The sequence below is a fragment of the Sphingomonas sp. Tas61C01 genome, from assembly GCF_052567495.1.
This window is the reverse complement of record NZ_CP199583.1, coordinates 1,015,403-1,042,325: the sequence shown is the minus strand read 5'-3', so window position 1 is coordinate 1,042,325 and position 26,923 is coordinate 1,015,403. Positions and strand designations below refer to the sequence as shown.

30 protein-coding genes and 1 tRNA gene are annotated in these 26,923 nt (G+C 67.9%); 17 read left to right on the top strand and 14 right to left on the bottom strand.

Annotation, left to right across the window (positions count from 1 at the left end; genetic code table 11):
• The first annotated feature begins 3 nt into the window (after positions 1 to 3).
• From ACT009_RS04870 to ACT009_RS04830, 9 genes are all read left to right on the top strand, one after another.
• A complete protein-coding gene (locus ACT009_RS04870; protein ID WP_445193235.1) occupies positions 4 to 492 on the top strand; it encodes a GspH/FimT family pseudopilin in 489 nt (162 codons plus the stop codon).
• On the top strand, positions 482 to 919 hold the full coding sequence (gene gspI, locus ACT009_RS04865; RefSeq protein ID WP_445193234.1) for a type II secretion system minor pseudopilin GspI: 438 nt from the start codon (positions 482 to 484) through the stop codon (positions 917 to 919). The genes ACT009_RS04870 and gspI overlap by 11 nt, the downstream gene beginning before the upstream one ends.
• A 47-nt stretch (positions 920 to 966) precedes the next feature.
• Entirely contained in the window at positions 967 to 1,611 is a 645-nt protein-coding gene (gene gspJ / locus ACT009_RS04860) for a type II secretion system minor pseudopilin GspJ (protein WP_445193233.1), read from the top strand.
• Positions 1,598 to 2,593, top strand: a complete 996-nt coding sequence (gene gspK, locus ACT009_RS04855; protein ID WP_445193232.1) for a type II secretion system minor pseudopilin GspK — start codon at positions 1,598 to 1,600, stop codon at positions 2,591 to 2,593. The genes gspJ and gspK overlap by 14 nt, the downstream gene beginning before the upstream one ends.
• The gene (gspL, locus tag ACT009_RS04850; protein WP_445193231.1) at positions 2,590 to 3,663 is read left to right on the top strand and encodes a type II secretion system protein GspL; all 1,074 of its coding nucleotides are present in this window, start codon (positions 2,590 to 2,592) and stop codon (positions 3,661 to 3,663) included. The genes gspK and gspL overlap by 4 nt, the downstream gene beginning before the upstream one ends.
• A complete protein-coding gene (gene gspM / locus ACT009_RS04845) occupies positions 3,660 to 4,136 on the top strand; it encodes a type II secretion system protein GspM (protein ID WP_445193230.1) in 477 nt (158 codons plus the stop codon). Before gspL ends, gspM begins: the two co-directional genes overlap by 4 nt.
• Positions 4,133 to 4,846: a type II secretion system protein N gene (locus ACT009_RS04840; protein ID WP_445193229.1), complete on the top strand. Its 714-nt coding sequence runs from the start codon at positions 4,133 to 4,135 to the stop codon at positions 4,844 to 4,846. Before gspM ends, ACT009_RS04840 begins: the two co-directional genes overlap by 4 nt.
• A gap of 146 nt (positions 4,847 to 4,992) precedes the next feature.
• Positions 4,993 to 5,069: transfer RNA gene (locus ACT009_RS04835), tRNA-His, on the top strand.
• Between the two features lie 24 nt (positions 5,070 to 5,093).
• Positions 5,094 to 6,143 carry a Glu/Leu/Phe/Val family dehydrogenase gene (locus ACT009_RS04830; protein WP_445193228.1) on the top strand — a complete coding sequence of 350 codons (1,050 nt, stop codon included), beginning with the start codon at positions 5,094 to 5,096 and terminating at the stop codon, positions 6,141 to 6,143.
• A 97-nt stretch (positions 6,144 to 6,240) separates the two neighbouring features.
• Here the strand turns inward: ACT009_RS04830 and ACT009_RS04825 are convergent, their stop codons facing one another.
• Entirely contained in the window at positions 6,241 to 6,702 is a 462-nt protein-coding gene (locus ACT009_RS04825) for an Hsp20 family protein (protein ID WP_445193227.1), read from the bottom strand.
• A gap of 254 nt (positions 6,703 to 6,956) precedes the next feature.
• Between ACT009_RS04825 and ACT009_RS04820 the strand changes: the two genes are divergently transcribed.
• From ACT009_RS04820 to ACT009_RS04795, 6 genes are all read left to right on the top strand, one after another.
• Complete coding sequence (locus tag ACT009_RS04820) at positions 6,957 to 9,392, top strand: TonB-dependent receptor (protein ID WP_445193226.1); 2,436 nt, start codon at positions 6,957 to 6,959, stop codon at positions 9,390 to 9,392.
• Between the two features lie 537 nt (positions 9,393 to 9,929).
• The gene (locus tag ACT009_RS04815) at positions 9,930 to 11,180 is read left to right on the top strand and encodes a lipoprotein-releasing ABC transporter permease subunit (RefSeq protein ID WP_445193225.1); all 1,251 of its coding nucleotides are present in this window, start codon (positions 9,930 to 9,932) and stop codon (positions 11,178 to 11,180) included.
• Complete coding sequence (locus tag ACT009_RS04810; RefSeq protein WP_445193224.1) at positions 11,173 to 11,862, top strand: ABC transporter ATP-binding protein; 690 nt, start codon at positions 11,173 to 11,175, stop codon at positions 11,860 to 11,862. Before ACT009_RS04815 ends, ACT009_RS04810 begins: the two co-directional genes overlap by 8 nt.
• Positions 11,859 to 12,338 (top strand): glutathione peroxidase, encoded by a 480-nt coding sequence (locus ACT009_RS04805; protein ID WP_445193223.1) that lies wholly within the window; start codon positions 11,859 to 11,861, stop codon positions 12,336 to 12,338. The genes ACT009_RS04810 and ACT009_RS04805 overlap by 4 nt, the downstream gene beginning before the upstream one ends.
• A gap of 51 nt (positions 12,339 to 12,389) precedes the next feature.
• Positions 12,390 to 15,974 carry a DNA polymerase III subunit alpha gene (gene dnaE / locus ACT009_RS04800; RefSeq protein WP_445193222.1) on the top strand — a complete coding sequence of 1,195 codons (3,585 nt, stop codon included), beginning with the start codon at positions 12,390 to 12,392 and terminating at the stop codon, positions 15,972 to 15,974.
• Positions 15,975 to 16,150: 176 nt separating this feature from the next.
• The gene (locus ACT009_RS04795; RefSeq protein ID WP_445193221.1) at positions 16,151 to 17,743 is read left to right on the top strand and encodes a long-chain fatty acid--CoA ligase; all 1,593 of its coding nucleotides are present in this window, start codon (positions 16,151 to 16,153) and stop codon (positions 17,741 to 17,743) included.
• Between the two features lie 368 nt (positions 17,744 to 18,111).
• On the opposite strand, the gene ACT009_RS04790 is transcribed toward ACT009_RS04795, so the two are convergent.
• The 9 genes from ACT009_RS04790 to ACT009_RS04750 form a co-directional block, all read right to left on the bottom strand.
• Positions 18,112 to 18,528 (bottom strand): SufE family protein, encoded by a 417-nt coding sequence (locus tag ACT009_RS04790; RefSeq protein WP_445193220.1) that lies wholly within the window; start codon positions 18,526 to 18,528, stop codon positions 18,112 to 18,114.
• Positions 18,529 to 18,552: 24 nt separating this feature from the next.
• Positions 18,553 to 18,789: a hypothetical protein gene (locus ACT009_RS04785; RefSeq protein ID WP_445193219.1), complete on the bottom strand. Its 237-nt coding sequence runs from the start codon at positions 18,787 to 18,789 to the stop codon at positions 18,553 to 18,555.
• Between the two features lie 11 nt (positions 18,790 to 18,800).
• Positions 18,801 to 19,040: a hypothetical protein gene (locus ACT009_RS04780; protein ID WP_445193218.1), complete on the bottom strand. Its 240-nt coding sequence runs from the start codon at positions 19,038 to 19,040 to the stop codon at positions 18,801 to 18,803.
• Positions 19,041 to 19,044: 4 nt separating this feature from the next.
• On the bottom strand, positions 19,045 to 19,323 hold the full coding sequence (locus tag ACT009_RS04775; RefSeq protein WP_445193217.1) for a hypothetical protein: 279 nt from the start codon (positions 19,321 to 19,323) through the stop codon (positions 19,045 to 19,047).
• Positions 19,324 to 19,361: 38 nt separating this feature from the next.
• The gene (locus ACT009_RS04770; protein ID WP_445194019.1) at positions 19,362 to 19,667 is read right to left on the bottom strand and encodes a hypothetical protein; all 306 of its coding nucleotides are present in this window, start codon (positions 19,665 to 19,667) and stop codon (positions 19,362 to 19,364) included.
• 36 nt (positions 19,668 to 19,703) lie between these two features.
• Entirely contained in the window at positions 19,704 to 20,084 is a 381-nt protein-coding gene (pspC, locus tag ACT009_RS04765; protein ID WP_445193216.1) for an envelope stress response membrane protein PspC, read from the bottom strand.
• A 1-nt stretch (position 20,085) separates the two neighbouring features.
• Positions 20,086 to 20,352, bottom strand: coding sequence for an envelope stress response membrane protein PspB (gene pspB, locus ACT009_RS04760; RefSeq protein WP_445193215.1), 267 nt, complete (start codon positions 20,350 to 20,352; stop codon positions 20,086 to 20,088).
• Position 20,353: 1 nt separating this feature from the next.
• Positions 20,354 to 21,019, bottom strand: coding sequence for a phage shock protein PspA (pspA, locus tag ACT009_RS04755; protein ID WP_375421562.1), 666 nt, complete (start codon positions 21,017 to 21,019; stop codon positions 20,354 to 20,356).
• 68 nt (positions 21,020 to 21,087) lie between these two features.
• Positions 21,088 to 21,225 carry a hypothetical protein gene (locus ACT009_RS04750; RefSeq protein WP_445193214.1) on the bottom strand — a complete coding sequence of 46 codons (138 nt, stop codon included), beginning with the start codon at positions 21,223 to 21,225 and terminating at the stop codon, positions 21,088 to 21,090.
• A gap of 178 nt (positions 21,226 to 21,403) precedes the next feature.
• On the opposite strand from ACT009_RS04750, the gene pspF reads away from it, so the two are divergent.
• Positions 21,404 to 22,447, top strand: a complete 1,044-nt coding sequence (gene pspF / locus ACT009_RS04745; protein WP_445193213.1) for a phage shock protein operon transcriptional activator — start codon at positions 21,404 to 21,406, stop codon at positions 22,445 to 22,447.
• A 69-nt stretch (positions 22,448 to 22,516) separates the two neighbouring features.
• The gene (locus ACT009_RS04740) at positions 22,517 to 23,122 is read left to right on the top strand and encodes a superoxide dismutase (protein ID WP_445193212.1); all 606 of its coding nucleotides are present in this window, start codon (positions 22,517 to 22,519) and stop codon (positions 23,120 to 23,122) included.
• 142 nt (positions 23,123 to 23,264) lie between these two features.
• On the opposite strand, the gene ACT009_RS04735 is transcribed toward ACT009_RS04740, so the two are convergent.
• The 4 genes from ACT009_RS04735 to ACT009_RS04720 form a co-directional block, all read right to left on the bottom strand.
• Positions 23,265 to 23,948: a septation protein A gene (locus ACT009_RS04735; protein WP_445193211.1), complete on the bottom strand. Its 684-nt coding sequence runs from the start codon at positions 23,946 to 23,948 to the stop codon at positions 23,265 to 23,267.
• Positions 23,949 to 24,150: 202 nt separating this feature from the next.
• Positions 24,151 to 25,089 (bottom strand): signal recognition particle-docking protein FtsY, encoded by a 939-nt coding sequence (gene ftsY, locus ACT009_RS04730; protein ID WP_445193210.1) that lies wholly within the window; start codon positions 25,087 to 25,089, stop codon positions 24,151 to 24,153.
• Positions 25,086 to 26,324 carry a tRNA (N(6)-L-threonylcarbamoyladenosine(37)-C(2))-methylthiotransferase MtaB gene (gene mtaB / locus ACT009_RS04725; RefSeq protein WP_445193209.1) on the bottom strand — a complete coding sequence of 413 codons (1,239 nt, stop codon included), beginning with the start codon at positions 26,322 to 26,324 and terminating at the stop codon, positions 25,086 to 25,088. Before mtaB ends, ftsY begins: the two co-directional genes overlap by 4 nt.
• Positions 26,325 to 26,386: 62 nt before the next feature.
• Complete coding sequence (locus tag ACT009_RS04720; RefSeq protein ID WP_445193208.1) at positions 26,387 to 26,875, bottom strand: MarR family transcriptional regulator; 489 nt, start codon at positions 26,873 to 26,875, stop codon at positions 26,387 to 26,389.
• Positions 26,876 to 26,923 lie beyond the last annotated feature (48 nt).

Below are 26,923 nucleotides of genomic sequence, written 5' to 3'. Positions count from 1 at the left end.
CGGGTGAGGCGTTCCGCCGAACACGGCTCCACGTCGGCGAGGCGTTCCGCCGAACACGGCTTCACGCTCGTAGAGCTGATGGTCGTCATAACCGTGATCGGTCTCGTCTCGGCTGTGGTGTTGTGGGCGATGCCCGATCCGCGCGGGCGGGTCGGCGACGAGGCGGCGCGTTTCGCGTTGCGGGCGCGGGCGGCGCATGACGCGGCGATCGTGGGCGCGCGTCCGGTCAGCCTGTGGATCACGGCGGGTGGCTATGGCTTCGACCAGCGCATCGCGGGCGCATGGGCGCCGATCGCGGAGAAGCCGCTGCGGGTCGAGCGCTGGTCCGACGGCACCGTCGCGACGCTGGGCGAGGCAGGCGCGCGGGTGCGGGTGACGTTCGACAGCACCGGGCTCGCGGACCGCGCCACGACGCTGACGCTCAGCCGGTCGGGCGCGCAGGCGTTCGTTCGGATCGACGCCGATGGCAGCGTGCGTGCCGATGCGATCTGACCTGGCCCTCCGCCCGGATCGTCAGGCGGGATTCACGCTGATCGAGATCATGGTCGCGCTCGCGGTGTTCAGTCTCGCGGTGCTGGCGCTGGTGCGGCTGGAAAGCGCGACGATCCGCGGCGCCACGATCCTCGACGAGACGATGGTGGCGGGCCTGGTCGCGCGCAACGTCGCGATTTTGGCGGTGACTGATCCTTCGCCGCCAGCGCGGGGGGTCAGCAACGGCGTCGAGCAGAATGGCGGGCGCGGCTGGGCGTGGTCGCGCAGCGTGCAGGCGACGGGCAACCCGGCAATCGTGCGCATCGACGTCGCAGTCGCCGATCGTAACGGCGCGGTGATCGGGCGGGCATCGATGGTCCGGCCAGCGAACACCGATGTGCCGCTGCCGACCGCGTCGGGCAACAGCGCCGGAGCGGCCCAGCCATGACGCGGCGGTCGGTAAACGGCGGGGCGGGGCCCCGGATCGGATCCGTGGTGACGGTGGGAGACGGCGTCGTTGCCCGCGAAGCAGGCTTCACCCTCGTCGAGGTCATGGTGTCGCTGCTGATCTTTGGGATGCTCGCTGCAGCGGGCGTGTCGATCCTGTCGTTCAGCGTGCGGGCGCAGGGCGCGACCGCGGCGAAGCTCGACGACCTGTCCGCGCTCAACCGCACGATCGCGCTGCTGTCGGGCGATCTCGCTCAGGCGAGGCCGCGCTCGACGCGGGATACCGAGGGGCAGGTAATCCCCGCCTTCGTCGGCACCGCGTCGGGGGTGCCGCTGGTACGCTTCGTCCGCGCCGGGTGGAGCAACATCGACGCCGCCGCGCGGCCGAGCACGCAGAAGGTCGAATACCGGCTGGTCGACGGCACACTCGAACGCGTCGCCTACCCGATGCTGGACGGTGCGGCGCCGCTGCCCCCGGTGGCGCTGCTCACCAAGGTGCGGGCGGTGACCGCACGCTATCGCTACAAGGGCGCGTGGGCGGATCGCTGGGACGGCAGCAACGGCGTGCCGCTGCCCGACGCGGTCGAACTCGCGGTGCTGCGCGACACCGGGGTGCAGTACCGCGCGATCGCGCTGATCGGGTCGGGCTATGCCCCCGACGACAAGCCGAAGACGGCCAATGCAGCGCCCTGATCGCGGGGCCGAGCGCGGCGCGGCGCTGCTGACGGTGCTGATGCTGGTGGCGATCATCGCGGTGCTGGCGGGCGGCGCGCTCGAACGGCTGCGGCTGTCGACCCGGCTGGCCGGAAACGCGATCGGCGGGGAGCAGGCGCGCGCCTATGCCTATGCCGCGGAGGCGCTGGCGCTGAGCCGGGTCACCGACCAGCTCGCGCGCGACAAGACGCGGGTGACGCTGGCGGGCGGGTGGAGCGGGCGGCCGTTCGGGCTGCCGCTGCCGGGCGGCGGGGTCGCGGTGGCGCGGGTCACCGACGGGGGCAATTGCTTCAACCTGAATGGCCTGGTGCTGCCCGGCGACGTTCCCGGCACCTACAGCAGCAACGGCGCGGCTCGGGTGGTGTTCGTGCGGTTGATGCGGCTGATCGAGGTGCCGGCGCAGGCCGCGGAGACGATCGCGGCGAGCGCCAGCGACTGGATCGATACCGATCAGGACCAGCAACCCTCAGGCGGCGAGGACGAGCTCTATCGTGGGCGCGAGATCCCTTATCGCACCGCCAACACGTTGATGAGCGACACGAGCGAGCTGCGCGCGGTCAACGGCATGACGCCGGAGATCTATGTGCGGCTGCGGCCGTGGGTTTGCACGCTGCCCAAGGCCGAGATGTCGACGATCAACGTCAACACGGTGGCGCCCGAACAGGCCGCGCTGCTGGCGATGCAGATGCCGGATACCGCGACGGTGCAGGCCGTGCGCGGCGCGCTGCTGCGCCGTCCGCCGCAGGGGTACAAAGTGGCGGACGAATTCTGGAAGCAGGTCACGCTCGCCGATGGCGCGGGACCGGACCAGGGTTCGGGCCAGACCGCCGTCACCTCGTCTTGGTTCGCGCTGCGGGTCGACGTGACGATGGGCGACACGGTGATCGAAGAACATGCATTGATCGATGCGAACCGGCTTCCCGCACGCCTCGTGGCACGGCAATGGGGGGAGGACTCATGACGATGCTCATCTTCCTTCCCTCGGCGCAGCGCGGCTATCGCTGGATCGACCTCGCCGAGGGCGCGATGCCGCGCGAGGGCGACGGCATCCCGACCAGCGACGCGTCGTTCGTCGCAATCGCGCCGGCCGAGGCGGTGACGCTGCACTGGGCGACGCTGCCCGATCGATCGATGGCGCAGGCGATCGCGACGGCGCGCATCCTGGTCGCGGAGGCGAGCGCCGCCCCGCTCGGCGAGTTGCACGTCGCGGTGGGCGACGAGGGCGGCGGCGAGCGCCCGATCGGAGTCGTCGCGGCGGCGCAGATGCAGGAATGGCTCGCGGCACTCGCGGCGGTCGGGATCGATCCGGTCGCGGTGATCCCGGCGCCGATGCTGCTGCCGCAGCCTGACGAGGGCTATGTCCGCGCGCAGCTCGCGGGCGAGGGGGTGGTCCGCGGGACCGCCGCCGGGTTTGCGGACGAGGCGCGGCTGACCGAGCTGGTGACCGGGGGTAAGGCGCCCGTGACGCTCGACCGCGCGACGCTGTCCGCGGCGTTGATCGACGCCGCCGGGACGCCCGGGCTCGATCTGCGCCAGGGTGCTTTCGCCAAGCGGACCCGGCGCGCGATCGATTGGCCGCTGATCCGGCGGCTGGCGATGCTCGGCGCGGGCATCCTGCTGCTGACGCTGGCGATCGATGTGGTGCGGATCATCCGCTATTCCACCGGCGCCGACGCGCTGGAGGCCCGCGCCGACGCGCTGGGCCGGACCGGGCTGCCGCGCGGCGAGACCGTGACCGATGTAGATCGGCAGCTGACCGAGCGGCTGTCCGCGGTGCGCGGGCCCGGCGCCGGCTTCACCGCGACGACCGCAGCGGTCTATGCGGTGGTGCGGACGCTGCCCGGCGTCGAGATCACCGGGCTCGATTTCCAGCCAAATGGCGAGCTGCGGCTGTCGATCGCGGTTGCACGCGAGGCGCTCGCCACCGACCTGCGCACCGCGCTGATCGCGGCCGGGTTCGAGGTGCGCGCCGGGGTCTTCCAGTCGGGCGGCGGCAGGGTCACGGGCGAGATGACGGTGAGCCGACCATGACCGGACTTCGCACCTGGTTCGCGGGGCGATCGCTGCGCGAACGCCGGCTGTTGCTGGTGATGGCGGCGCTGGCGCTGGTGACGCTGGTCTGGGCCGGAGTGATCATCCCGGTCCGCGACGGCCTGTCGAGCGCGCGCGAGCGGCACGATGCCGCCGCGGTGCGGCTCGGCGAGACCCAGGCCGCGATCGATTCGATCAAGACGATCCGCGCGCTGCGTTCGGCGCCGCTTGCGGGCGCGCTGCAGGACGTGGTGCGGGCAGAGGCGGACCAGGCGGGGTTCGCGCTGGAAAGCCTCGATCCCCAGGGCCCGCAGCGGGTGCGCACCACGATCCGTTCGGCACGGCCTGGGGCGCTGACCGCGTGGCTGGCGCGGCTCGAACGGATCGGCATCCTCGTCGACACCGCGACGCTGCGCGACAATGGCGATCGCACCGTCGGCGTCGATCTGGTGCTGAAGGTCCGTTCGCTGTGAGGCGGATCAGGCTCGCCACCGGACCCGGCGTGTTGTTCGGCGCGCTGCTGCTGGCCGCGCTGCTGCTGTTCCTGCCGATGCGCCTCGCGCTCGCCTGGTCCGGGCTTGACGAGACCGGGTTCGCGGCGCGCGCGGTGACCGGCAGCGTGTGGGACGGGCGGATCGCGGAGGCGCAGTTCGGCGATCTCGCGCTCGGCGACTTGGACGCGAGCTTGTCGCCGCTGTCGCTCTTGATCGGCCGGGCGCGGCTGTCACTCGACGGGCGATCGCGCCCGTTGAGCGGTGCGGTGACGGTGACGCGGCACGGCTTCGCGATCGATCACGTCACCGCCTCGCTGCCGACCGGGCGCATCTTCCAGCCGCTGCCGGTGGGCGGGCTCGACCTCACCGACGTCAGCGTCGAGTTCGCCGACGGTCGGTGCGTGCGAGCCGAGGGGCGAGTGCGTGCGACGCTGGCGGGCGATGCTTCGGGCGTCGCATTGCCGCCGTCGGTGGCGGGCAACGCGCGCTGCGAGGGCGGGGCGCTGCTGCTGCCGCTGGCGAGCGATGCGGGCCGCGAGACGGTGGCGCTGCGGATCACCGGCGGCGGCCGCTACACTGCGGTGTTCACGCTGCAGCCCACCGATCCGGCGACGCTGGAGCGGCTGACCGCCTCGGGCTTTGTCGAGCGAGCGGGCGGCTATCAGCTGTCGGTCGAGGGTAGTTTCTGAGGACGCGCCGGTGCTCCTGCGAACGCAGGAGCCCAGAGCCACGAGCGGTGCCCTTCGTAATCCTGGGCTCCTGCTTTCGCAGGAGCATGGGGATGGACAAGCCTTGACGGCCACCGCGCCTGCCCGCTAGGGGCGCGGGCTTCGCGGCGATCGTAGTTCAATTGGTTAGAGCGTCGGCTTGTGATGCCGGATGTTGCGGGTTCAAGTCCCGTCGGTCGCCCCACTTCTTCCTTCCCGGGTTTCTCACATGACCAGCGGCTGGGGTTTCCCCGACTTCGACGACCATGAGGGCGTGCACCTCTTCACCGACCCGGCATCGGGCTTGCAGGCGGTGATCGCGATCCATTCGACCAAGCTGGGTCCTGCGGCAGGCGGCGTGCGCTTCTGGCATTATGCCAGCAGCGACGGCGCGATCACCGACGCGCTGCGGCTGTCGCGCGGGATGAGCTTCAAGAATGCGATGGCGGGCCTCGATCTAGGCGGCGGCAAGGGCGTCGTGCTGGCGGGGCGCGCTGGCGAATCGATCAGCGAGGCGCAATTGCAGGCGTTCGGCCGGTCGGTCGAATCGCTCGGCGGACGCTACGTTACCGCCGAGGATGTCGGCATGTCCGAAGCCCGGATGAAGGTGATCGCCGGCGAGACGCGCTACGTCTCCGGCCTGCCGGTCGAGAGCGGCGCGGCGGGCGGCGACCCTGGTCCCTATACCGCGCACGGCATCTATCTGGGCGTGAAGGCGGCGGCGAAGCGCGGCCTCGGCGCGACCGACATGAAGGGCGTTCGCGTCGCGATCCAGGGCGTCGGTTCGGTCGGCGGCGGGCTCGCCCGGCTGCTCGCCGGGGACGGCGCGGTGCTGACGCTCGCCGATGTCGACGAAGGCCGCGCCCAGGCGCTCGCGGGTGAACTCGGCGCGACCGTCATCGCCGCCGAGGCGATCCTGTCGGCAGACGCTGACATCGTCAGCCCGAACGCGCTCGGCGCGATCCTGACCGAAGCGAGCATCGCCGACCTGAAGGCGCGGGTGATCGCCGGCGGCGCCAACAACCAGCTCGCGACCCCGGCGGACGGCGCGCGAGTCCACGACCGCGGCATCCTCTACGCGCCCGACTATGTCATCAACGCCGGCGGCATCATCAATGTCGGGCTGGAATATCTCGGCCATGGCGACGAGGCCGAGGTGATGGCGCGGATCGCCAAGATTCCCCAGCGGCTGGACCAGGTATGGGACGAGAGCGAGCGCAGCGGCAGCCCCGCGAGCGACGTGGCGGACATGTTGGCGAAGCGACTGATCGGGCGGTAGGCCGGGGCGCTTCCACTCGGTAAGAAGAAAGCGCCCGAGCCCTTCGGCCCGGGCGCTCCTCAGGCGCTCTCAGGGAGTGGCAAGAGCGCCGAGCTGGTTACGCGGCCTTCGCCTCGTCGCTGGCCTCGACCGCGGCGAGCGGCGCGCCGGTACGGATCGCGACCGACTTCGGCTTCATCGCCTCAGGGACTTCGCGGACCAGGTCGATGACGAGCAGGCCATCGTTGAGCCGGGCGTCCTCGACGAACACGAAGTCGGCGAGTTCGAATCGACGTTCGAAGCTGCGATTGGCGATGCCGAGGTGCAGGAACTGCGCGTTCTCCGCCTTCTCGTCCTTGCGACCGGTCACCAGCAGCAGGTTCTGCTGCGCGGTGATGTCGATCTCGTCACGGGCGAACCCGGCAACGGCGAGGGTGATGCGGTAACGGTCGTCGGCCACGCGTTCGAGGTTGAACGGCGGGTAGTTCTCGGCAGCGCCACGTGCATTCGCCTCGATCAGGTCGAACAGGCGGTCGAAGCCGATGGTGGAACGGCGATAGGGGGTAAGATCGAGTCGCATTGATCAAGTCCTCTTGTGAGCGAGTTGACGAGTGAGCGGCATCCGCCGAAGCGCGATGCCGTGTCCGCTCTCCGCATGAAGCAGCGAACGACCGGAATCTGGTGTGGCCGCAGAGCCGGTCAAGGGTGCGGACGGCGATTTTTTCGCGCTCCTAGCGGCGCGGCAAAGCCCCGCTTCGCGACGGCCAAGCTTCTCCTTCTTTTAACATCCACGTCATTGATGGAGTTTGCAGGCGAGATCTCCTGGAGACCCGCATGTCATTGACCCTCGCTCTACTTCTGGCTGGCCAGGCCGCGACCGCTCCGGCGGCCCAGACGACCCCCGTCCCGCCGGATGCTGCCGCGGTCGATGCCCAGGTGCCGGATGCCGAGGCCGGGCGCGCCGGTCCCGCGATCGCCGACGCCGGGGGCGACATCGTCGTCACCGCGCGCCGTCGCAACGAAACCATCCAGCGGGTGCCGATCGCGATGTCGGTGATCGGCGGCACTGCGCTGGCCGAAACCGGCGCCAACACCGTCGGCCGGCTGACCCAGCTACAGCCCAGCCTGCAATTCTATTCGACCAACCCGCGCAATTCGGCCGCGAACATCCGCGGGCTGGGCGCGCCGTTCGGGCTGACCAACGACGGCATCGAACAGGGTGTCGGCATCTATGTCGACCAGGTCTATAACAGCCGCATCGCCGCGGCGACGTTCGACTTCACCGATGTCGACCGGGTCGAGATCCTGCGGGGGCCGCAGGGCACGCTCTACGGCAAGAACACCACCGCGGGCGCGATCAACGTCACCTCGCGCGCGCCGAGCTTCTCGCCCGAGGCGCGCGGCGAGATCACACTGGGCAACCTAGATTATGTGCAGGCGAAGGCGTCGGTGTCGGGTCCGCTGGTCGACGACAAGGTCGCGATCCGGCTTTCCGCCTCGGTGACCAGCCGCAAGGGCACGATCTACAACGTCACCAGCCGCGAATACGTCAATTCGCAGGACAATCTGTCGCTACGCAGCCGCATCCTGTGGCGCGCCGCGCCCAATCTCGATCTGACGCTGTCGGGCGACTATAATTACCAGAACCCGGATTGTTGCGCGCAGATCTACGCGCGGGTCGGGCCGACCCAGCGCCCCGCCAACCGGCAGTACGCCGCGCTCGCCGCTGCCTTCGGCTATGCGCCGCCCAGCACCGACGCGTTCGACCGGATCACCGATCTCGATACGAAGCTGCGCGCCAAGCAGGAGCTCGGCGGCCTCTCGCTGCTCGGCGAGTGGGACCTCGGCGCGGGCACGCTGACGTCGGTGACCGCGTGGCGATTCTGGAACTGGAACCCGTCCAACGACCGCGACTTCACCGGGCTGCCGATCACCTCGGTATCGGCGAATCCGTCGCAGCAGCGCCAGTACAGCCAGGAGCTGCGCTTCGCGAACAACGGGACCAACCGCATCGACTATGTCGGCGGGCTGTTCCTGTTCCACCAGACGATCGACACCCAGGGGCTACAGGTTCAGGGCAGTGCCGCGAGTCGCTGGTTGCTCAATCCGGGCGCGAGTGTGCCCGCCGGGGCCGCGGGCTGTTCGACGCCAACCACCAACGCTTGCAATCCCGCGGTGCTGAACGGGCTGCGGTCCGAGAACGAGATCGGGTTCAAGAACACCAGCGTCGCTGCGTTCGGCAAGCTGACGTGGCATGTCACCGATCGCTTCAGCGTCCAGCCCGGCGTGCGCGTCAACTACGACAAGAAGGACGGCAGCTACGTGTCGACCGTCACCACCGGGACGGGCAGTACCAATCTCAACGCCGACCAGCGCGGGGTGCTCGCGCCGCAGAGCTACAAGCCGAGCTTCGACGACTGGAACCTGTCGGGCGACCTGACGCTGGCCTATGACCTGAGCGACGATCTCCACGCCTACGCCACCTATGCGCGCAGCTTCAAATCGGGGGGCATCAACCTTTCGGGTTTGCCGCTTGACGCTGCCAACAACCCGATCCTGTCGGCAAGCACGGTCAAGCCGGAGACGGTCAACCATTACGAACTCGGGTTGAAATCGCAGTTTCTCGATCGCCGCGCGACGGTGAACCTCGCGGCGTTCTGGACCGAGATCGGTGACTATCAGGCGACCGTCACCAACAACCAGATCGGGGTGCTGCGCGGCTATCTGGCCAATGCCGAGAAGGTGCGGGTGAAGGGCATCGAGATCGACGCCGCGTTCCGTCCGGTGTCGCAGCTCAACCTATATGCCAACGCGGCCTATACCGACGCCAAATATGCGCGCTTCGTCGATGCGCCGTGCCCGCCCGAGCTGTCGGGCGGATCGGCGAGCCCGGCCAATTGCGACATCTCGGGCCAGATCCTGCCCGGCACCTCCAAATGGGCGTTCTCCTACGGCGGCGAATACAACATCCCCGCCACGGTGTTCGGCACCACGGGGCAGCTCTACGCGGGCGTCGACGGCAGTTATCGGTCGAAATTCTCGTCCAACCCGTCGAGGTCGATCTCGACCGACATCGATGGGTATGCCCTGACCAACTTTCGCCTCGGCTTCCGCAAGGAAGGATCGTGGAACCTGTTCGGCTGGCTGCGCAACGCGTTCGACACCGATTATTTCGAGCTGCTCGCGACCCAGTCCGGCAGCACCGGGCTGGTCGTCGGCCAGCCGGGCGATCCACGCACCTATGGGCTTACACTGTCGAAAACGTTCTGACCCGGTTCAGGTGACCGGGCCGACAACCGCATTGCCGGGGAGAGGAAGCCGGGCAGGGGGCGTTGGATGGAAGCTCCGCCGCCTGCCCGGCTGATCCTTTGCGCCGGCATAGCCGCCACCCCGGCGAAGGCCGGGGCCCAGTGGCGAAACGATCATAACGAATGGCAGCGCGCCGTTGCCTCTGCCTTCTCACCTGGGCCCCGGCCTGCGCCGGGGTAGGAAGGTTGGATATCAGCGCCGGCCAACGCACCCGCCGACGCCGGACATGCAAACGCCCGGATCGTTTCCGACCCGGGCGCCTGCGTGACGAAAACTCGTCAGCCCCCTTAGTTGCTCCGGACCCGCGCGTTTTCGCTGCGAAACCCTCGGCTAGATCCCCGAACCACGGCCATTGCCTGTGCATCAGTGATTGTTTTGCTAGGCATCGACACCGCGCTTGTCACGGCCGATCTGGCCCCTCGGAATCGATTGCGCCGCACCTGTGTCGAATCCGCAACATTTGTTGCACGGGGCCGGACGCCGCCCTAGAGCGGCGCCATGATCCTCTCACGCTACGAACGGATGATCGCCCGGCGCTATCTGCTGCCGGGCAAAGGTGAGGCGTTCATCTTCCTCGTCGCCTCGATCAGCCTGGTCGCGGTGATGCTCGGAGTCGCCGCTCTGGTGATCGTGATGAGCGTCATGAACGGCTTTCGCGCCGAGCTGTTCGACAAGATCGTCGGGCTCAACGGCCATGCGGTGGTCCAGGGGATCGGTGGGCGGCTGCCCGACTGGCGCGAGATCGTCGCCGAGGCGCAGCGCACCAAGGGCGTCACGAAAGCGGTGCCGCTGATCGACCAGCCGCTGATGGGCACCTATAACGGCCGGGTCGAGGCGGTGCTGGTGCGCGGCATGCGCGTCGCCGACATCCGCGGCAATTCGACGATCCGCAACAAGGTGGTGATGGGCTCGCTGTCCAGCATCACCCGCGGCAGCGGCCGGATCGCGATCGGCGTGCGGCTGGCGGAGGCGCTGGGCGCGCAGGTCGGCAGCGAGATCTCGCTGATCAGCCCGCAGGGACAGGCGACGCCGTTCGGCACCGTCCCGCGGATCGTCAACTACACGGTCGGCGCGATCTTCGAGATCGGAGTGTATGATTACGACAAGGCCTATGTCGTCATGCCGATCGAGGACGCGCAGACGCTGTTGCTGATGGGCGACGCCGCCGGGATGGTCGAGGTCGAGACCGTCGATGCGGACCGGGTCGGCGAGATCCTCGCGCCACTCGCGGACAAGGTCGGCGGCCGCGCGGTGATCGCCGACTGGCGGACGATGAACGCGCAGTTGTTCGAAGCGCTCGCGGTCGAACGCGTCGCGATGTTCACGGTGCTGTCGATCATCATCCTGGTCGCGGTGTTCAACATCCTGTCGTCGCTGATCATGCTGGTCCGCGCCAAGACCCGCGACATTGCGATCCTGCGGACGATGGGTGCTACCCGCGGTGGGCTGATGCGGATCTTCATGATCGTCGGCACCACGATCGGCGCGCTCGGCACGCTCGCCGGCCTCGCGCTCGGTTTCGTTTTCCTGTTCTATCGTCAGGGTGTGGTGAACTTCGTCCAGCTGGTGACGGGTCAAAACCTGTGGGATCCGTCGATCCGCTATCTGACCGAGCTGCCGTCGAAGACCGATCCGGTCGAGGTCGTCGTGATCACCGCGATGGCGCTGATCTTCAGCTTCCTGGCGACGCTCTACCCGGCGTGGAAGGCGGCGAGTACCGATCCCGTGCAGGTGCTCCGTTATGAGTGACGCCGTCCTCCAGACCATCGGCCTCGCGCGCAGCTTCACCCAGGGCGGCGAGACGATCGAGGTGCTGCGCGGGGTCGATCTCGCGGTCGCGCCCGGCGAGATCGTCGCGCTGCTGGGGCCGTCGGGATCGGGCAAGTCGACGCTGTTGCAGGCGGTCGGGCTGCTCGAAGGCGGCTTCCAGGGATCGATCCGGATCGCGGGCACCGAGGCCGCTAAGCTCGATTCGCACGGTCGCACCGTGGTGCGCCGCGACAGCCTCGGCTTCGTCTATCAGTTCCATCACCTGCTGCCCGATTTCAACGCGACCGAGAACGTCGTCCTGCCGCAGCTCGTCCACGGCGCCGAGCGCGACGCGGCGGACGCGCGCGCGACCGATCTGCTGACCCAGCTCGGGCTCGGCCACCGGCTGACCCATCGGCCGAGCCAGCTGTCGGGCGGCGAGCAGCAGCGCGTCGCGGTCGCCCGCGCGCTCGCCAACCGCCCCGCGCTGATCCTCGCCGACGAACCAACCGGCAACCTGGACGAGACCACCGCCGACATCGTCTTCGTCGAATTCCTGCGGCTGGTTCGCGAGGAAGGCTCCGCGGCGTTGGTAGCGACCCACAACGAACGCCTGGCCGCGCGGATGGACCGGGTGCTTCGACTCCACGAGGGGCGGCTGCAAGGGCAAGGAACGGCATGACCGCGATCACCGACTATGAAGTCCGCGCCGCCGACGGTGGCCCGGCGACACTCGACACCTGGCGGGGCAAGGTGCTGCTGATCGTCAACACCGCATCCAAATGCGGGTTCACGCCGCAATATGAGGGGCTCGAGACGCTCCACCGCGATCTGGGCGAGCGCGGGTTCGAGGTGCTCGCCTTTCCGTGCAACCAGTTCGGCGCGCAGGAGCCGGGCGATGCCGCCGAGATCGCGAATTTCTGCACGCTGACCTACGACGTGACTTTTCCGGTGTTCGCGAAGATCGACGTGAACGGGCCGGAGGCCGATCCGCTGTTCGAACGACTGAAGGCCGACGCGCCGGGGGTTCTGGGGTCGCGCGCGATCAAGTGGAACTTCACCAAGTTCCTGGTCGACCGGCAGGGCCGCGTGGTCCGCCGCTATGCGCCGACGACGAAGCCCGAGGATATCGAGCGGGATATCGTGAAGCTGTTGTAACTCGCCCGATCCGCGCTTCCCGAATCGCGCCCGGCCCCCCATACCGGGTCGATGCACGCCGGCTTCGTTCCTCTCCGCATCTTCTCGTCCTACACGATGCTCGACGGCGCGATCGAGCCGAAGGCGATCGCCAAGCAGGCGAAGACGCTGCGCTTCCCCGCGGCGGGGCTCACCGATCGCAACGGCCTCTATGCCGCCATGGCGTTTTCCGATGCGGCCAAGAAGGACGGGGTGCAGCCGATCATCGGCACGTTGCTGGGGCTCGCGCGTCCCGACATGCCCGAGGGCGTCGAGGTGCCGCTCGACTGGATCGCGCTCTATGCGCAGGACGCCGCCGGCTACGACAATCTGTGCGCGCTGGTCAGCCACGCACATCTCGATCGTCCGATCGAACAACCCGCGCATGTCGATTTCGACATACTCGCCAAGCACAGCGCCGGCCTGATCGCGCTGACCGCGGGCGGCGAGGGCGGGGTCGCGCGGCTATTCGCGGAGGAGCAGCCGGCACGCGCCGAGGCATATGCCGATCGGCTGCAACGGCTGTTCCCGGACCGGCTCTATGTCGAGATCGCGCGACGTGGCGACGCCGTCGAGCTGGCTGCCGAAGCCGCGCTGATCGACCTGGCCTATGGGCGAAACCTGCCGCTGGTCGCGACCAATCCCTGCTGCTTCGCCGAGAGCGCGTTCGGCGATGCGCACGACGCCATGCTCTGCATCGCTCATTCGACCTATGTCGAGAGCGAGGACCGCCCGCGCAGCTGCCCCGAAGCGTGGCTCAAGCCCGCGGAGACGATGCGGACGCTGTTCGCCGATCTGCCGGAAGCGATCGAGAACACGCTGGTAGTCGCACAACGCTGCGCGGTGATGGCGCCGAGCCGCAAGCCGATCCTGCCGAGCCTGGCGGGCGACATTGCCGGCGAAGCGCAGCTGCTGCGCGACGATGCGAGAGCGGGGCTTGAGGCGCGGCTGGACCGGATCGAGTTGTTACGGCGGGCTTCCTTCACTCCGTTCGTTTCGAGCGAAGTCGAGAAACCTGCGCTTGAGGAGACCGGTGTCTCGACGTCGCTCGACACGAACGGCTTGGACTGGCGCCAGCCTTACCGCGACCGGCTCGACTTCGAACTCGACGTCATCATTCAGATGGGCTTTCCCGGCTATTTCCTGATCGTCGCGGACTTCATCAAATGGGCGAAGGATCATGACATTCCGGTCGGACCCGGCCGTGGATCGGGCGCGGGATCGGTGGTGGCGTGGGCGCTCACGATCACCGATCTCGATCCGATAAAGCTCGGGCTGTTGTTCGAACGGTTCCTCAATCCCGAACGCGTGTCGATGCCCGATTTCGACATCGATTTCTGCGAAACCAGGCGCGGCGAGGTGATCCGCTACGTTCAGGAGAAATATGGCCGCGATCAGGTGGCGCAGATCATCACCTTCGGTAAGCTGAAGGCGCGCGCGGTGCTGAAGGACACCGGTCGCGTGCTGCAGATGAGCTACGGGCAGGTCGATCGGCTGGCGAAGCTGGTGCCGAACCATCCGACCGATCCGTGGACGCTGGAGCGCGCGCTGAACGGCGTCGCCGAGCTCGCCAAGGAATATGCCAACGACAACGGCGTCCGTCGGCTGCTCGATCTGGCGATGAAGCTGGAGGGGCTGCCGCGCCATTCCTCGACCCATGCCGCCGGCGTGGTAATCGGCGATCGCCCGCTCGCGCAGCTGGTGCCGCTCTACCGCGATCCGCGATCCGACATGCCGGTCACGCAGTTCGACATGAAATATGTCGAGGGCGCGGGCCTGGTGAAGTTCGACTTTCTCGGCCTGAAGACGCTGTCGGTGCTGCAGAAGGCGCTGAAGCTGCTGGCGAAACGCGGCATCGCCGTCGATCTCGATGCGCTCGAATGGGACGACGAGGGCGTCTATTCGCTGCTCCAGAAAGGCGACACGGTCGGCGTATTCCAGCTGGAGTCCGAGGGCATGCGCCGCACCCTCGCGGCGGTGCGCCCGTCCAACTTCAACGACATCATCGCGCTCGTGTCGCTCTATCGGCCGGGGCCGATGGATAACATCCCGAGCTTCGGCCGCCGCAAGAACGGGCAGGAGCCGATCGCGTATCCGCACCGCCTGCTCGAACCGATCCTGGCGGAGACCTACGGGATCTTCGTCTACCAGGAACAGGTCATGCAGGCCGCGCAGGTGCTGGCGGGGTTCAGCCTCGGCGGCGCCGATCTGCTGCGACGCGCGATGGGCAAGAAGGTTAAGGCGGAGATGGACGCGCAGCGCGCGGGCTTCGTCGAAGGCTGCGCCACCGTCAACGGCATCAAGGCCGCCGAGGCCAATGCGCTGTTCGACCTGATCGACAAGTTCGCGGGCTATGGCTTCAACAAGAGCCACGCCGCCGCCTATGCGCTGCTCGCCTACCAGACCGCGTGGCTGAAGGCGCACCATCCGCACGAATTCTACGCCGCGTCGATGTGCTACGACATGGCGCAGACCGACAAGCTCGGCATCTTCGTCGACGATGCTCGGCGGATGGGGATCGCGCTGCTCGGCCCCGACATCAATGCCAGCGGGGCGGAGTTCGACGTCGAGACCACCGGCCGGTACGACGACGGCAAGGAGATGCTGGCGGTTCGCTATGCGCTCGCGGCGCTGAAGTCGGTCGGCGAAGGGGCGATGGACCGGTTGGTCGCCGAGCGCGAGGGCAATGGCGCGTTCGTCAGCCTCGACGATCTCGCCACCCGGGTCGATCCGCGGCTGATCAACAAGCGGCAGCTCGAGACGCTGGCGGCGGGCGGCGCGTTCGATTCGCTCGACCCCAACCGCGCCGGCATCCATGCCACCGCCGAGACGATCCTGGCGGTCGCCGCGCGCACCCATGAGGGGCGTACCAGCGGGCAGGGCGGCCTGTTCGGCGCCGCCGATGTGGCGGGCGACACGATCAAGCTGCCGCAGTCGGTCATCTGGACGCTGGCGCAGCGGATGGAGCAGGAGAAGGAGGCGTTCGGGTTCTACTTCTCGTCGCACCCGGTCGATCGCCATTCGCACCTCGCGCGGATGCATGGCGCGCGGCAGTTCACCGCGCTCGGCGAGCTCCACATTCCCGACGACGGGACCCGCGCCGGCGCGATGATGGCGGTGCTGGTGGAGGATGCGCGCTGGCGGACGTCCGCGCGCGGACGGCGTTATCTGATGGCGACGTTGTCGGACGCGAGCGGGCAGTTCGTCGCGACCTGCTTCGACGATGCGGTGGCGAAGGACCTGGAGGATGCCGCCCGCGCCGGCGGGTGCGGACTCGCGACCGTCGAGCTCGATCGTCGGCCGGGAGAGGATACACCGCGGGTTTCGATCAAGCGGATCCAGCCGTTCGAGAGCCTCGCCTCGACTGCGCGCTTCGTGGTCGAGATCGTGGTGGAGGATCAAGCGGCGTTCCCCGCGCTTGCCGGGTTGCTCGCGGATCACCGCGGCGCGCGGGGCGAGGTGCGGGTGCGGACGCGGCTGGCGGACGGGGAGGCGACGGTGCTGCTCGGGCGCGACTTCCTGCTCGATGGCGAGCTGGCGGGGCATCTCGAGCGGCTGCCGGGCGTGGCGAGCGTCGCGTTCAAGACGTCGGAGACGCGGTTGCAGCTGGTGGGGTGACCCGTGGCACCCGCCTTTGTCGGGGGTAAGGGAGGATGCGGCCGGGCGGGCGTTCGAAGTCGGGGTACGCCGTCGCCATTCCGCAACAATTCCTCACACCGGCGGGATTGCCCCCGCGCGCTCCTGACGCCATCCTTGGTCGAGCAGGCGCATCAACGCGTCGCGAGAGGATCACCATGCTAGGCGGAATGCAGGATTTCGAACTTCGCGTACCCCGGCTGATCGATCATGCGGCGCGCGAGCACGGGCATCGCGAACTCGTCAGCCATTGGGCCGACGGACGCGAGACCCGCACCGACTGGGCCGGCATCGCGCGCGATTCGCGCAAGCTGGCGCAGGCGCTCGAACGGCTCGGCGTCCGACCTGGCGACCGGGTCGCGACGCTGGCGATGAACCACGCGCACCATCTCGTTGCCTGGTACGGTGCGATCGGAATGGGCGGGGTGATCCACACCATCAACCCGCGGCTGTTCGACGAACAGCTGGTCTACATCGCCAACCACGCGGAGGACCGCGTGCTGTTCTACGACGTCGTGTTCCAGCCGATCGTCGATCGGCTGCGCACGCAATGGACGAGCATCCGCCACTTCGTTGCGTTCGACGATCTCGGCCCCGACGGATTCGCCGCGCTGATCGATCGCGAGGAGGGCGACTATGCCTGGGTCGAGGGGCCGGAGCGCGATCCGTGCATGCTCTGCTACACCAGCGGCACCACGGGCAATCCGAAGGGCGTGCTCTACGAACACCGCTCGACGATGATCCATGCGATGGCGGAGGTCGCGCCCTGGGTGTTCAACCTGTCCCCTTCCGCGGTGGTGCTGCCGGTCGTTCCGTTGTTCCATGCCGCCGCCTGGGGGCTGCCGTTCGCATGCGCGCTGGCGGGCGCCAAGCTGGTCTATTCGGCGGTCAACGATCCCGCGGTGCTGTGCCGGCTGATGAACGACGAGAAGGTGACCCATTCCGCGGGCGTGCCGACGGTGTGGCTCGCGATGTTCGGCCATATCGACGCGACCGGCGAAGCGCCGGCGCACCTCCAGCAGGTCACGATCGGCGGCTCCGCGGCGCCGCGCGCAATGATCGAGCGGATCATGGCGATGGGCGCGACGGTCAAGCATCTATGGGGCATGACCGAGACGTCGCCGATCGGCACCGCCGGCTGCGAGCCGCCGCACTGGCGCGACATGACGCACGACGAGCGCCTCGACCTCGTCTGCAAGCAGGGCAGCGTGCCGTTCGGTATCGAGCTCCGGATCGTCGACGATGCCGGCGCCGTGCTGCCCCGCGACGGCGTGGCGGCGGGCCGGTTGCAGGTTCGCGGGCCATGGGTGGTGAAGCGCTATTTTGGCGCCGAAGCGGACGCGGTCGATGCCGAGGGCTGGTTCGACACCGGCGACGTGTCGGTACTGCACGCAGACGGCACGATGCAGATCACCGATCGATCGAAGGACGTGATCAAATCGGGCGGCGAATGGATCAGCTCGGTCGATCTGGAGAACGCCGCGATGGGATGCCCCGGGGTCGCCGAAGCGGCGGCGATCGGCGTGCGCCATCCGAAATGGGACGAACGCCCGCTGCTGCTGGTCGTCCGCAAGCCGGGCGCGACGGTGACCCCGCAGGAGATCACCCGGCATCTGGCGCAGCACGTCGCCAAATGGTGGCTGCCGGACGCGATCGAGTTCGTGGAGTCGCTGCCGCATACCGCGACGGGGAAGTTGCTGAAGACAACGTTGCGGGAGCGGTACAAGGATTTTCGACTGGAAGCCGCTTAGGCCACTGCTGCCGAATTGTGCTCCCGCTGGCTTGAGACCTCTACTAACTTTCCGTCACCCCGAATTCGTTCCGGGGTCCACCGTTCCGCAAAATCAACGGCTTATGCCCGTGCGGAACAGTGGATCCCGGAACAAGGCTCTCCTGAGCGAAGTCGAAGGGTCCGGGATGACGGCGTGAGTTTCGCAGAGGTCCCGCTGAACCAGGACACGGCCGGTATCGCGCTGGCAGAGCGGGACCCCGGATCAAGTCCGGGGTGACGAAGATGGTTGACGTGCTGTGACCGACGCCGTGCTCCCGCGGAGGCGGGAGCCTCGTGCTGGGTTCTCGCCTTCGCGGGGACACATGGGCGAGGGCGACCCTCGTGCCGCTATGCGTACCGGGACGCCGTCTCGCGGATCAGGGCGATCATGTTGGGGATGCCCTGGGTCCGGTTGGAGCTCAGCTGTTTCGACAGGTCGAACGGGGCGAGTGCGGCGGAGATGTCGGTCGCGAGGATCTCGGCGGCGGGGCGATCCTGGACCGTCAGCAGGACCAGCGCGATGATACCCTTCGTGATCGCCGCGTTCGAATCGGCGAGGAAATGCAGTGTCTGCCCGTCGGTCGCCATCGGGTATACCCACACCGACGCCGAGCAGCCCCTGACCAGCGTCGCGTCCGATTTCAGCGCCGTCGGCATCGGCTCCAGCTCGCGGCCGAGATCGATCAGCAGTCGGTAGCGATCGTCTGCTTCCAGGAACGCGTATTCGTCACGAACGTCGGCAAGATTGATGGCGGGGCTGGGCATTTGCGGCGGGTACAAAAGGCGGGGTCAGAGGTCCACCCCTGCGGCGATCGCCTCGAGCTTCTTGATGCGTTCCTTCAGGTCCGCAATCTCGATCCGTGCGCCGGCGGTCGGCTGCGGAGCGGTGGGGCCGTGTGCCTGGTCGAGTTCCGAATGCTTCAGCGCCAGCCAGCTGCGCCAGCCCGAAAGCCCGGCGGTGGTGATCATCGCGAGCCCGGCGAGCGAGGCGGTGGCGAGGGTCAGATAGAGATTGGCATCGATCATGTCCGCCTCCTTCAGCGGTCGCGCAGCCGTTCGATCTCCTGGGTGAGATCGGTGCTGCCATGGTTGTCGGTGATCACGCGTTCGAGGACCTGGATGCGTTCGCGCAGCAGCTGGACCTCGTCGCGAAGCATCGCGGTGTGCAGTTCGGCGAGGCTCGGCTCGGCCGGTGCCTGCCTGACGCGGCGGCGCTGGACGACCAGGACGGCCACCACAATCGCCAGCACCAGCAGGAAGAGATCGGCGAACACCATCTTGTCAGTCGCGGCCCGCGAGGATGCGCGGTTCGTCGCGCAGCTGATCGATCTCGTGCGCGAGATCGGCGCCGCGGTCGGTGGCGATCCGTTCGAGCACGCGGACCCGCTGTTCGAGCTGCTGGGTGTGTGCGGCGTATTGCGCGGCCTTCTCGGCGACCATGGTCGCTTCGATCTCAAGGCGGCGCTGCTGATAGGCGAACCAAGGCTTGACGAAGACGCCGCCGAAGATCGCGAGCAGGCCGCAGGAGATGCCGAGGATGGGGATGAGGAGCGGGCTCATGATGTCGCTTTCCGATGCTGGGGAGGGTTCGGGCCGGGCTATTGGCCGCGCAGCGCTTCGATCTCGCGGGCGGTGCGCTCGGCAGGATCGGTGGCGATCCGTTCGAGGACCGCGATGCGCTCCTCCAGCCGCGAAACCTGGCCGTTCAGCCGTTCGTTCTCGCCGGTCAGCAGTTCGACCTTGCGGCCTTCGTCGACCGCGTCGTTGCGGTGGCTGAAGCCGCGGCGGCGCCGGCCGTGGCCTTCGTCTTCGAGCGGGTAGCCGTGCTTGGCGCGGACCCAGGTGGTGAATGCGCCGCGTGCCATGACCACGCCGACGATGCCGATCGGTACGATCCAACCCATATCCATGATGCTTCTCCCCGTGGCCTTGCGCTCGGTTCAGCGCAGGCTGTCGATTTCCTGTGCGAGCTGGCTGTTGCGGCTGGTGTAGTGCAGCTCGATGTCGGCCAGGCGGCGATCGATATCGCGGAACTTGGAGCGGACCTCCGCGGTCGAACGCTTGGGGTTCGATCGGACGCCTTGCCAGAATTTCTGGTCCTCGTCGGTTTCGTACAGGCCGACCGGCTTGGGCTGACCCATCCAGGCGACCAGCCAATAGCCGATCAGCGTCCAGGGAAAGCCGCCGGCGAAGGTCAGCAGGACCATCGCGACGCGGACCCAGAGCACCTCGATCCCCGTATAATCGGCGATCCCGGCGCACACGCCCTTCCATTTGGCATTCTGCTTGTCGAGGTAGAATTGGGTGCGGCTGGCGGACATCTCAGTTCCTCCGATCGATCTGGTAAGTGGCCTGGGGCGCGCTGATGCTGCGCTTCCAGTCGGGATTGTCGGCGGCGATGATCCGCTCGACGGTGTTGACGCGGTCTTCGAGGCGGCGGGCGAGCATCTGCATCTCGTCGAGCAGGCGTTCGTCCTCGTCGGTGATCTTCGGTGCGGTCTTCCACCGGGTGACGTAGTGGAGGATCACCCAGGGCAGGCCGATGAACAGCATGCCGCAGACCAGGACGGGCAACAGAACTTCGTCCATCTCATGATTCCTTGTTCATGCGCGCCTTCAGCGCGGCGAGTTCGGCGTCGACCTTGTCGCTGGCGCGCAGCTCCGAGATCTCGTCGTCGAGCGTCTTCGGCAGCCCCAGGCCCATCGCGTCGGCGCGGCCCTCGGCATCGTCGACCCGGCGTTCGAGCACGTCGAAGCGGCTGAACGCGTCGTGCGTCTTCGGCCCGTTGTACATTTCGCGCAGGCGGTAGCGATTGGTCGCGCTCTCCATCCGGGTCTGCACGCTCGACTGCTTGGCACGTGCCTCGCTGAGCTTCTTCTGCAGCTTGGCGATGTCCTCTTCCGACGCGCGCAGCGCATCGTCGAGCACCGCGATCTCGATCTTCAGCTGGTCGGCCATGTCGACCGCCTTCTGCCGCTCGACCAGCGCCGCCTTGGCGAGATCCTCGCGGTCTTTCGACAGCGCGAGTTCCGCCTTCTCGGTCCAGTTCGCCTGGAGCTGTTCGAGCTTCGAGATATGCCGGCGCATCTCCTTCTGGTCGGCGATCGTCCGGGCGGCGGACGCGCGGACCTCGACCAGCGTCTCCTCCATCTCGAGGATGATCATGCGGATCAGCTTCGCAGGGTCCTCCGCCTTCTCGAGGAGATCGGCGAAGTTGGCGGCGACGATGTCGCGGGTGCGGGAGAAAATGCCCATCTGTACTGGTGCTCCTGGGTAGTGGTGACCGGGACCGGTCAGGGAAGTAGCCGGCCCCGGTGCGGCCGTCACGCCTGCGGGCGGGCGGCCATCTCGGTCGTCGCGCCGGCATGGGCCGGTCCGACCGCGCTCAGCACGCAGGTGGTGCTGAACAGGATCGAGCAGGCGATGGCTGCGAGCGTGCGGCTGAAATCCGATTTGAACATGGTGTCCTCCTTGACTTTGTCTGAACCTCGACCGCCTCGTCAGCGGTATGAACACGGCATTGCAGAAGCCGTGCCAGTTTCTCGAATGACGGTAAATCAGCTACTTAGCCAAGGTGTGGCATATGGGCGACACACTTAATGCTTGCCAAGCGTTGGTGGAATTCGCCAGAGGTTGGCAATGGAACGAACGACCCAGGTGATCGGCCAAAGCGGCGCCTTTCTCGATGCGCTCGAACACGCTTCGCGCGCGGCGGCGCTGGACCGGCCGGTGCTGGTGATCGGGGAGCGCGGAACGGGCAAGGAACTGGTCGCCGAGCGGCTCCACCGGCTGAGCCCGCGCTGGGATCATCCACTGGTGGTGATGAACTGCGCGGCGCTGCCGGAGACGCTGATCGAGGCCGAATTGTTCGGGCACGAGGCAGGATCGTTCACCGGTGCGACCAAGGCACGGGTGGGGCGGTTCGAGGAGGCGGACGGCGGCACGCTGTTCCTCGATGAACTCGGCACGCTGTCGATGGGCGCGCAGGAGCGGCTGCTCCGCGCGGTCGAATATGGCGAGGTGACGCGGATCGGGTCGTCGCGTCCGATCCGCGTCGACGTCCGCATCGTCGCCGCGACCAACGAGCATCTGCCCGACAAGGTGGATGCCTACGAGTTTCGCGCGGATCTGCTCGACCGGCTGTCGTTCGAGGTAGTGACCCTGCCGCCGCTGCGCGCGCGGGCGGGCGACATCGTCGTGCTGGCGGATCATTTCGGCCGGCGGATGGCATCGGAGATCGGGCGTGATCGTTGGCATGGCTTCGGCCCGGTCGCGCTAGATTCACTGGTCAGGCATCCCTGGCCGGGCAACGTCCGCGAACTCCGCAACGTCGTCGAGCGCGCGGTATACCGCTGGACCGAGGACGGCCCGGTCGACGCGATCGAGATCGACCCGTTCCAGTCGCCCTATCGCCCCCAGAGCCGCCGCGCCGCGCCCGCCGCGTCGCCATCCGCCGAGGCCGTCACGCCGCTGCCAGAGGATTCCCCGGTGGTCGCCTGCGATGCGGGGCCGTCCGACTTCAAGTCGCGGGTGGCGCGGTTCGAACGCGACCTGCTGGCGCGGTCGCTGGCCGAACACCGGTTCAACCAGCGATCGACCGCGGAGGCGCTCGGGCTGAGCTACGATCAATTGCGGCACGCGTTGCGTCGGCACGACCTGATCAATGCAGGTGCGGTTGCGTAACGATCCGTCCGGAGCCATTGCGGGCCGCAGACGTTGTTGAGCCCGAACCCGAAAAGTGGAGAAGAACCGATGGCCTTCGAACTGCCGCCGCTGCCGTACGACTATGACGCGCTGGAGCCCGTCATCAGCTCGGAAACGATGCACTTCCACCACGACAAGCATCACAAGGCCTATACCGACAAGCTGAACGAGGGCGTCGAGAAGGACCCCGCGCTGCAGGGCAAGACGATCGAGCAGATCCTGGGCATGATCTCGTCGCAGCCGCCGCTCGTCCGCAACAATGGCGGTGGCTATTGGAACCACGACTTCTTCTGGAAGAGCATGAAGAAGGGCGGCGGCGCGCCGTCGGGCACTCTGGCCGATGCGATCGACGCCTATGGCGGGCTCGACAAGTTGAAAGAGGATTTCAACACCAAGGGCGCGGGCCAGTTCGGCTCGGGCTGGGCGTGGGTGATCGTCGATGCATCGGGCAAGCTCGAGGTCGTCTCGACCCCGAACCAGGACAACCCGCTGATGGACGACGCCAAGGACAAGGGCACCCCGATTCTCGGCAACGACGTCTGGGAGCACGCCTATTACCTGACGTACAAGAACGATCGGCCGGGATATCTGAAGGCGTGGTGGGATATCGTCGACTGGGACATCGTGGGCCAGCGCTTCGACGCGGCGGCCTGACTTAGATCCTCCCTCGCTTTAGCGGGGGAGGGGGACCGCGGCCGCAGGCCGTGGTGGAGGGGGCGGTGCCGCAGGAGAGGTCCCGAGTTACCTCCCCCTCCGTCAGCCTTACGGCTGCCACCCCCCCCCGGGCGGGGGAGGATTATTCGGGGGGAACATCCCCCACCGCATCCTCGCCCACGCTCAACCCATGCCGCATCAGCATCGGGATGTTCGCCATCGCGAACAGCAGGGTCAGCGGAATCGCGCCCCATAGCTTGAAGCCTACCCAGAAATTCCAGCTGGTCGACCGCCATACCGCCTCGTTGAGGCAGGCCATCGCCACGAAGAAGATCGCCCAGTTGCGCGTCAGCTTCTGCCAGCCCGCTTCGGTCAGCCCCGGATAGGCCGAGCCGAGCAGTCCCTGCAGCAACGGCCGCCCGGTCAGCATCCCGATCCCGAGCACGCCCGCGAAGATCGCATAGACGAAGGTCGGCTTCATCTGGATGAAGCGAGGATCGTGGAAGTAGATCGTCAGCCCGCCGAACACGACGACCAGCGCGCCCGAGATCCACAGCATCGGCGAGATGCGGCCGAGCTTGGCCTGCGACACGATCATCGCGATCGCGGTGGCGAGCACGAACGCCGCGGTCGCGACGATCACCTTGGCGATCACCAGCGCGCCGACGCGGTCCATGTCCGACAGGAAGGACGAGAACTGCGCCACCAGCCGCATCGCGGTCGCCGAGGGCAGGAGGAAGTTGGCAGCGAAGAAGATCAGCAGCGGGCCGTATTCCAGGCCGAGGCGAAGGCCGGGGGCGGGGGGAGTGCTGGAGTGTTGGGTCATGCCTCGCGCTCCACCCGCCTATGCGGTGATTGCCGTGTACTCGACACATTTCCGTCGCCCCGGACTTGTTCCGGGGTCCACCGTGCCGCCCAACCCACGTTCGTCGCCCTTGCGGCGCGGTGGATCCCGGAACAAGTCCGGGATGACGGCGCGGGTATAGGGGTCGTTGATGCCAGCTTGGTGGATCGGGACACGATCTGCATCACTTCCGCACCCCCGCATCGACGCCGGCGATGATCCGGCTGACTTCGCGCGCGTCGAACGGGCGCAGGTCGGTCATTCCCTCGCCGACGCCGATCGCGTGGATCGGCAGGCCGTATTTCTCCGCCGCCGCCACCAGCACGCCGCCGCGGGCGGTGCCGTCGAGCTTGGTCATCACCAGTCCGGTGACCCCGGCGACTTCCTTGAACACCTCGATCTGGCTCAATGCATTCTGGCCGGTGGTGGCGTCGAGCACCAGCACCACGTCGTGCGGCGAGGCGGGGTTGATGCGGCCGAGGACGCGGCGGATCTTGGCCAGCTCGTCCATCAATTCGCGCTTGTTCTGAAGCCGTCCTGCGGTGTCGACGATCAGCACGTCGATGCCGGTCTCGGTCGCCTGCTTGACCGCGTCCCACACCACGCCCGCGGCGTCGCCGCCCTCGGGTCCGGTGACGATCGGCACCCCGACGCGCTCCGCCCAGGTGCGCAATTGCCCGATAGCGGCGGCGCGGAAGGTGTCGCCCGCCGCGAGCATGACGCCGTAGTCCTGCTCCATCAACAGGTGCGCGAGCTTGGCGATCGTGGTCGTCTTGCCCGATCCGTTGACCCCGATGACCAGGATCACCTGCGGCCGCGGAAACGCCTCGATTGCCAGCGGCATCGCGACCTTGGCGAGCGCCTTCTCGACCTCGTCGGCGACGACGAGCCGGATGCCGAGTTCCTCCATGTCGCGCTCGAACGTGCCTTCGGCCAGCCGCGTGCGGATCTTCCCCGCGGTCTGCGGCCCGAGATCGGAGGCGATCAGCGCCTCTTCGATGTCGTCGAGCGTCGCATCGTCGAGCCGCGCGCCGCCGAGCCCGGCGAGATTGCCGACGAGCCTGTCCGACGTCTTGCGAAAGCCGCCGATCAGCCGTTCGTGCCAGGTTGGTGTGGTGCTCATGCGAGGGTTCCGATGAGGTGGGTGTCGGTGGCGCCGACGATCCGCGCACGGATCACCGTGCCGGGGTCGATGGGGGCGGGGAGGCGGACCTCCGCGAAGTTGCCGGCATGGCCGCGGTCGCCGGGCTGTTCGACGACGATGTCGTGGCAGGTGCCGACCTGCGCGGCGAGCCAATCCTGTTTGCGAGCCGCAGCGACCTCGCGCAGCCGCTGCGCACGCTCGCGGCGGACGGGTTCGTCGACCTGCGGCATCCGGGCGGCGGGGGTGCCCGCGCGCGGCGAATAGGGGAAGATATGCGCGTGGACAATATCGGCGTCGTCGATCAGCGCCAGCGTATCCGCGAACATCCCCGCGTCCTCGGTCGGAAAGCCTGCGATCAGGTCCGCCCCGATCGCAAGGCTTGGGCGCGCGGCCTTCAGCCGGGCGACGATCGCGACCGCCTGCGCGCGGGTGTGGCGGCGCTTCATGCGCTTGAGGATCAGGTCGCTGCCCGCTTGAAACGAGAGGTGAAGGTGCGGCATGACACGCGGCTCCTGCGTCACCAGCGCGAACAGCCGGTCGTCGATCTCGATCGAGTCGAGCGACGACAGCCGCAGCCGCTCGAGCACGGGAACGTGGCGCAGGATCCGTTCGACCAGCTGGCCGAGCGTCGGCGTGCCGGGCAGGTCGTGGCCGTAGCTGGTCAGGTCGACTCCGGTGAGCACCACCTCGCGGTGCCCCGCCGCGACCAGCCCGGCGATCCGGTCGACCACCGCGCCGGCGGGCACCGATCGGCTGGGCCCGCGGCCGAACGGAATCGCGCAGAAGGTGCAGCGATGGTCGCAGCCATTCTGCACCTCGACGAACGCACGGGCATGATGCGCGAAGCTCGCGGCGAGATGGGGCGCGGTCTCCCGCAGCTGCATGATGTCGCCGACCACGACCGCCTCGGTGCTGCGCCAGGCGGCGGGCAGCAGCTTCTCGCCGTTGCCGACGACGCGATCGACCTCCGCCATCGCCGCGAAGCTCGCCGGGTCGATCTGTGCGGCGCATCCGGTGACGACGATCTCGGCACCCGGCCGATCGCGGCGCGCGCGGCGAATGGCGGCGCGCGTGGCTTTCACCGCGGCGTTGGTCACCGCGCAGCTGTTGACGACCACCGTGTCGCGCTCCCCGAGGAGCGTCCGGATCGTCTCGCTTTCGGCGATGTTGAGACGGCAGCCGAGGGAGATCACCTCTGGCGCGGAGACTGGCATGGGCTTCGATCTAGGCGGTGCCGGGCCTCAAGTAAATCGCGCGCCGCACGAAGCAAGCGGCGTCAGGTGCGCAAGCCGTTGAGTTCGGCGAGCTTGTCCTCGGGCACCATGCCCTCCAGCACCGCCCAATAGCCCGACACCGCGTTCTGCCCCGCCTTGGCATAGGCGGCCGACATGTTGACGCGGATCGCCTCGAACAGGTCGCTCTCCATCCGCGCGCCCTCCGCGGTCAGCCGCAGCAGCCGCTGGCGGCGGTCGCGCTCGCCGGGGCGAATATCGACCAGCCCGCGTTCGGTGAGTTCGTTGAGCACGCGGCCGAGCGATTGTTTGGTGATCGTCAGCAGTGACAGCAGCTCGCTAACGGTTAAGTCGGGCTTGCGCGCGATGAAGTAGAGCGCGCGGTGATGCGCGCGGCCAAGCCCTTGTGCGGCAAGGCCTTCGTCGACCGATCGGGTCAGGTGCGCGTGGCCGAAATAGAGGAGTTCCAAGCCACGCCGCAGTTCGGGTTCGCGGAGGAAAAGTGCGGATGCGGAAGGTGCTGTGGCAGCCATATTGACCGGTTTGTACATCGGTCCTAGGCCCCATGTAACCCCGTAACA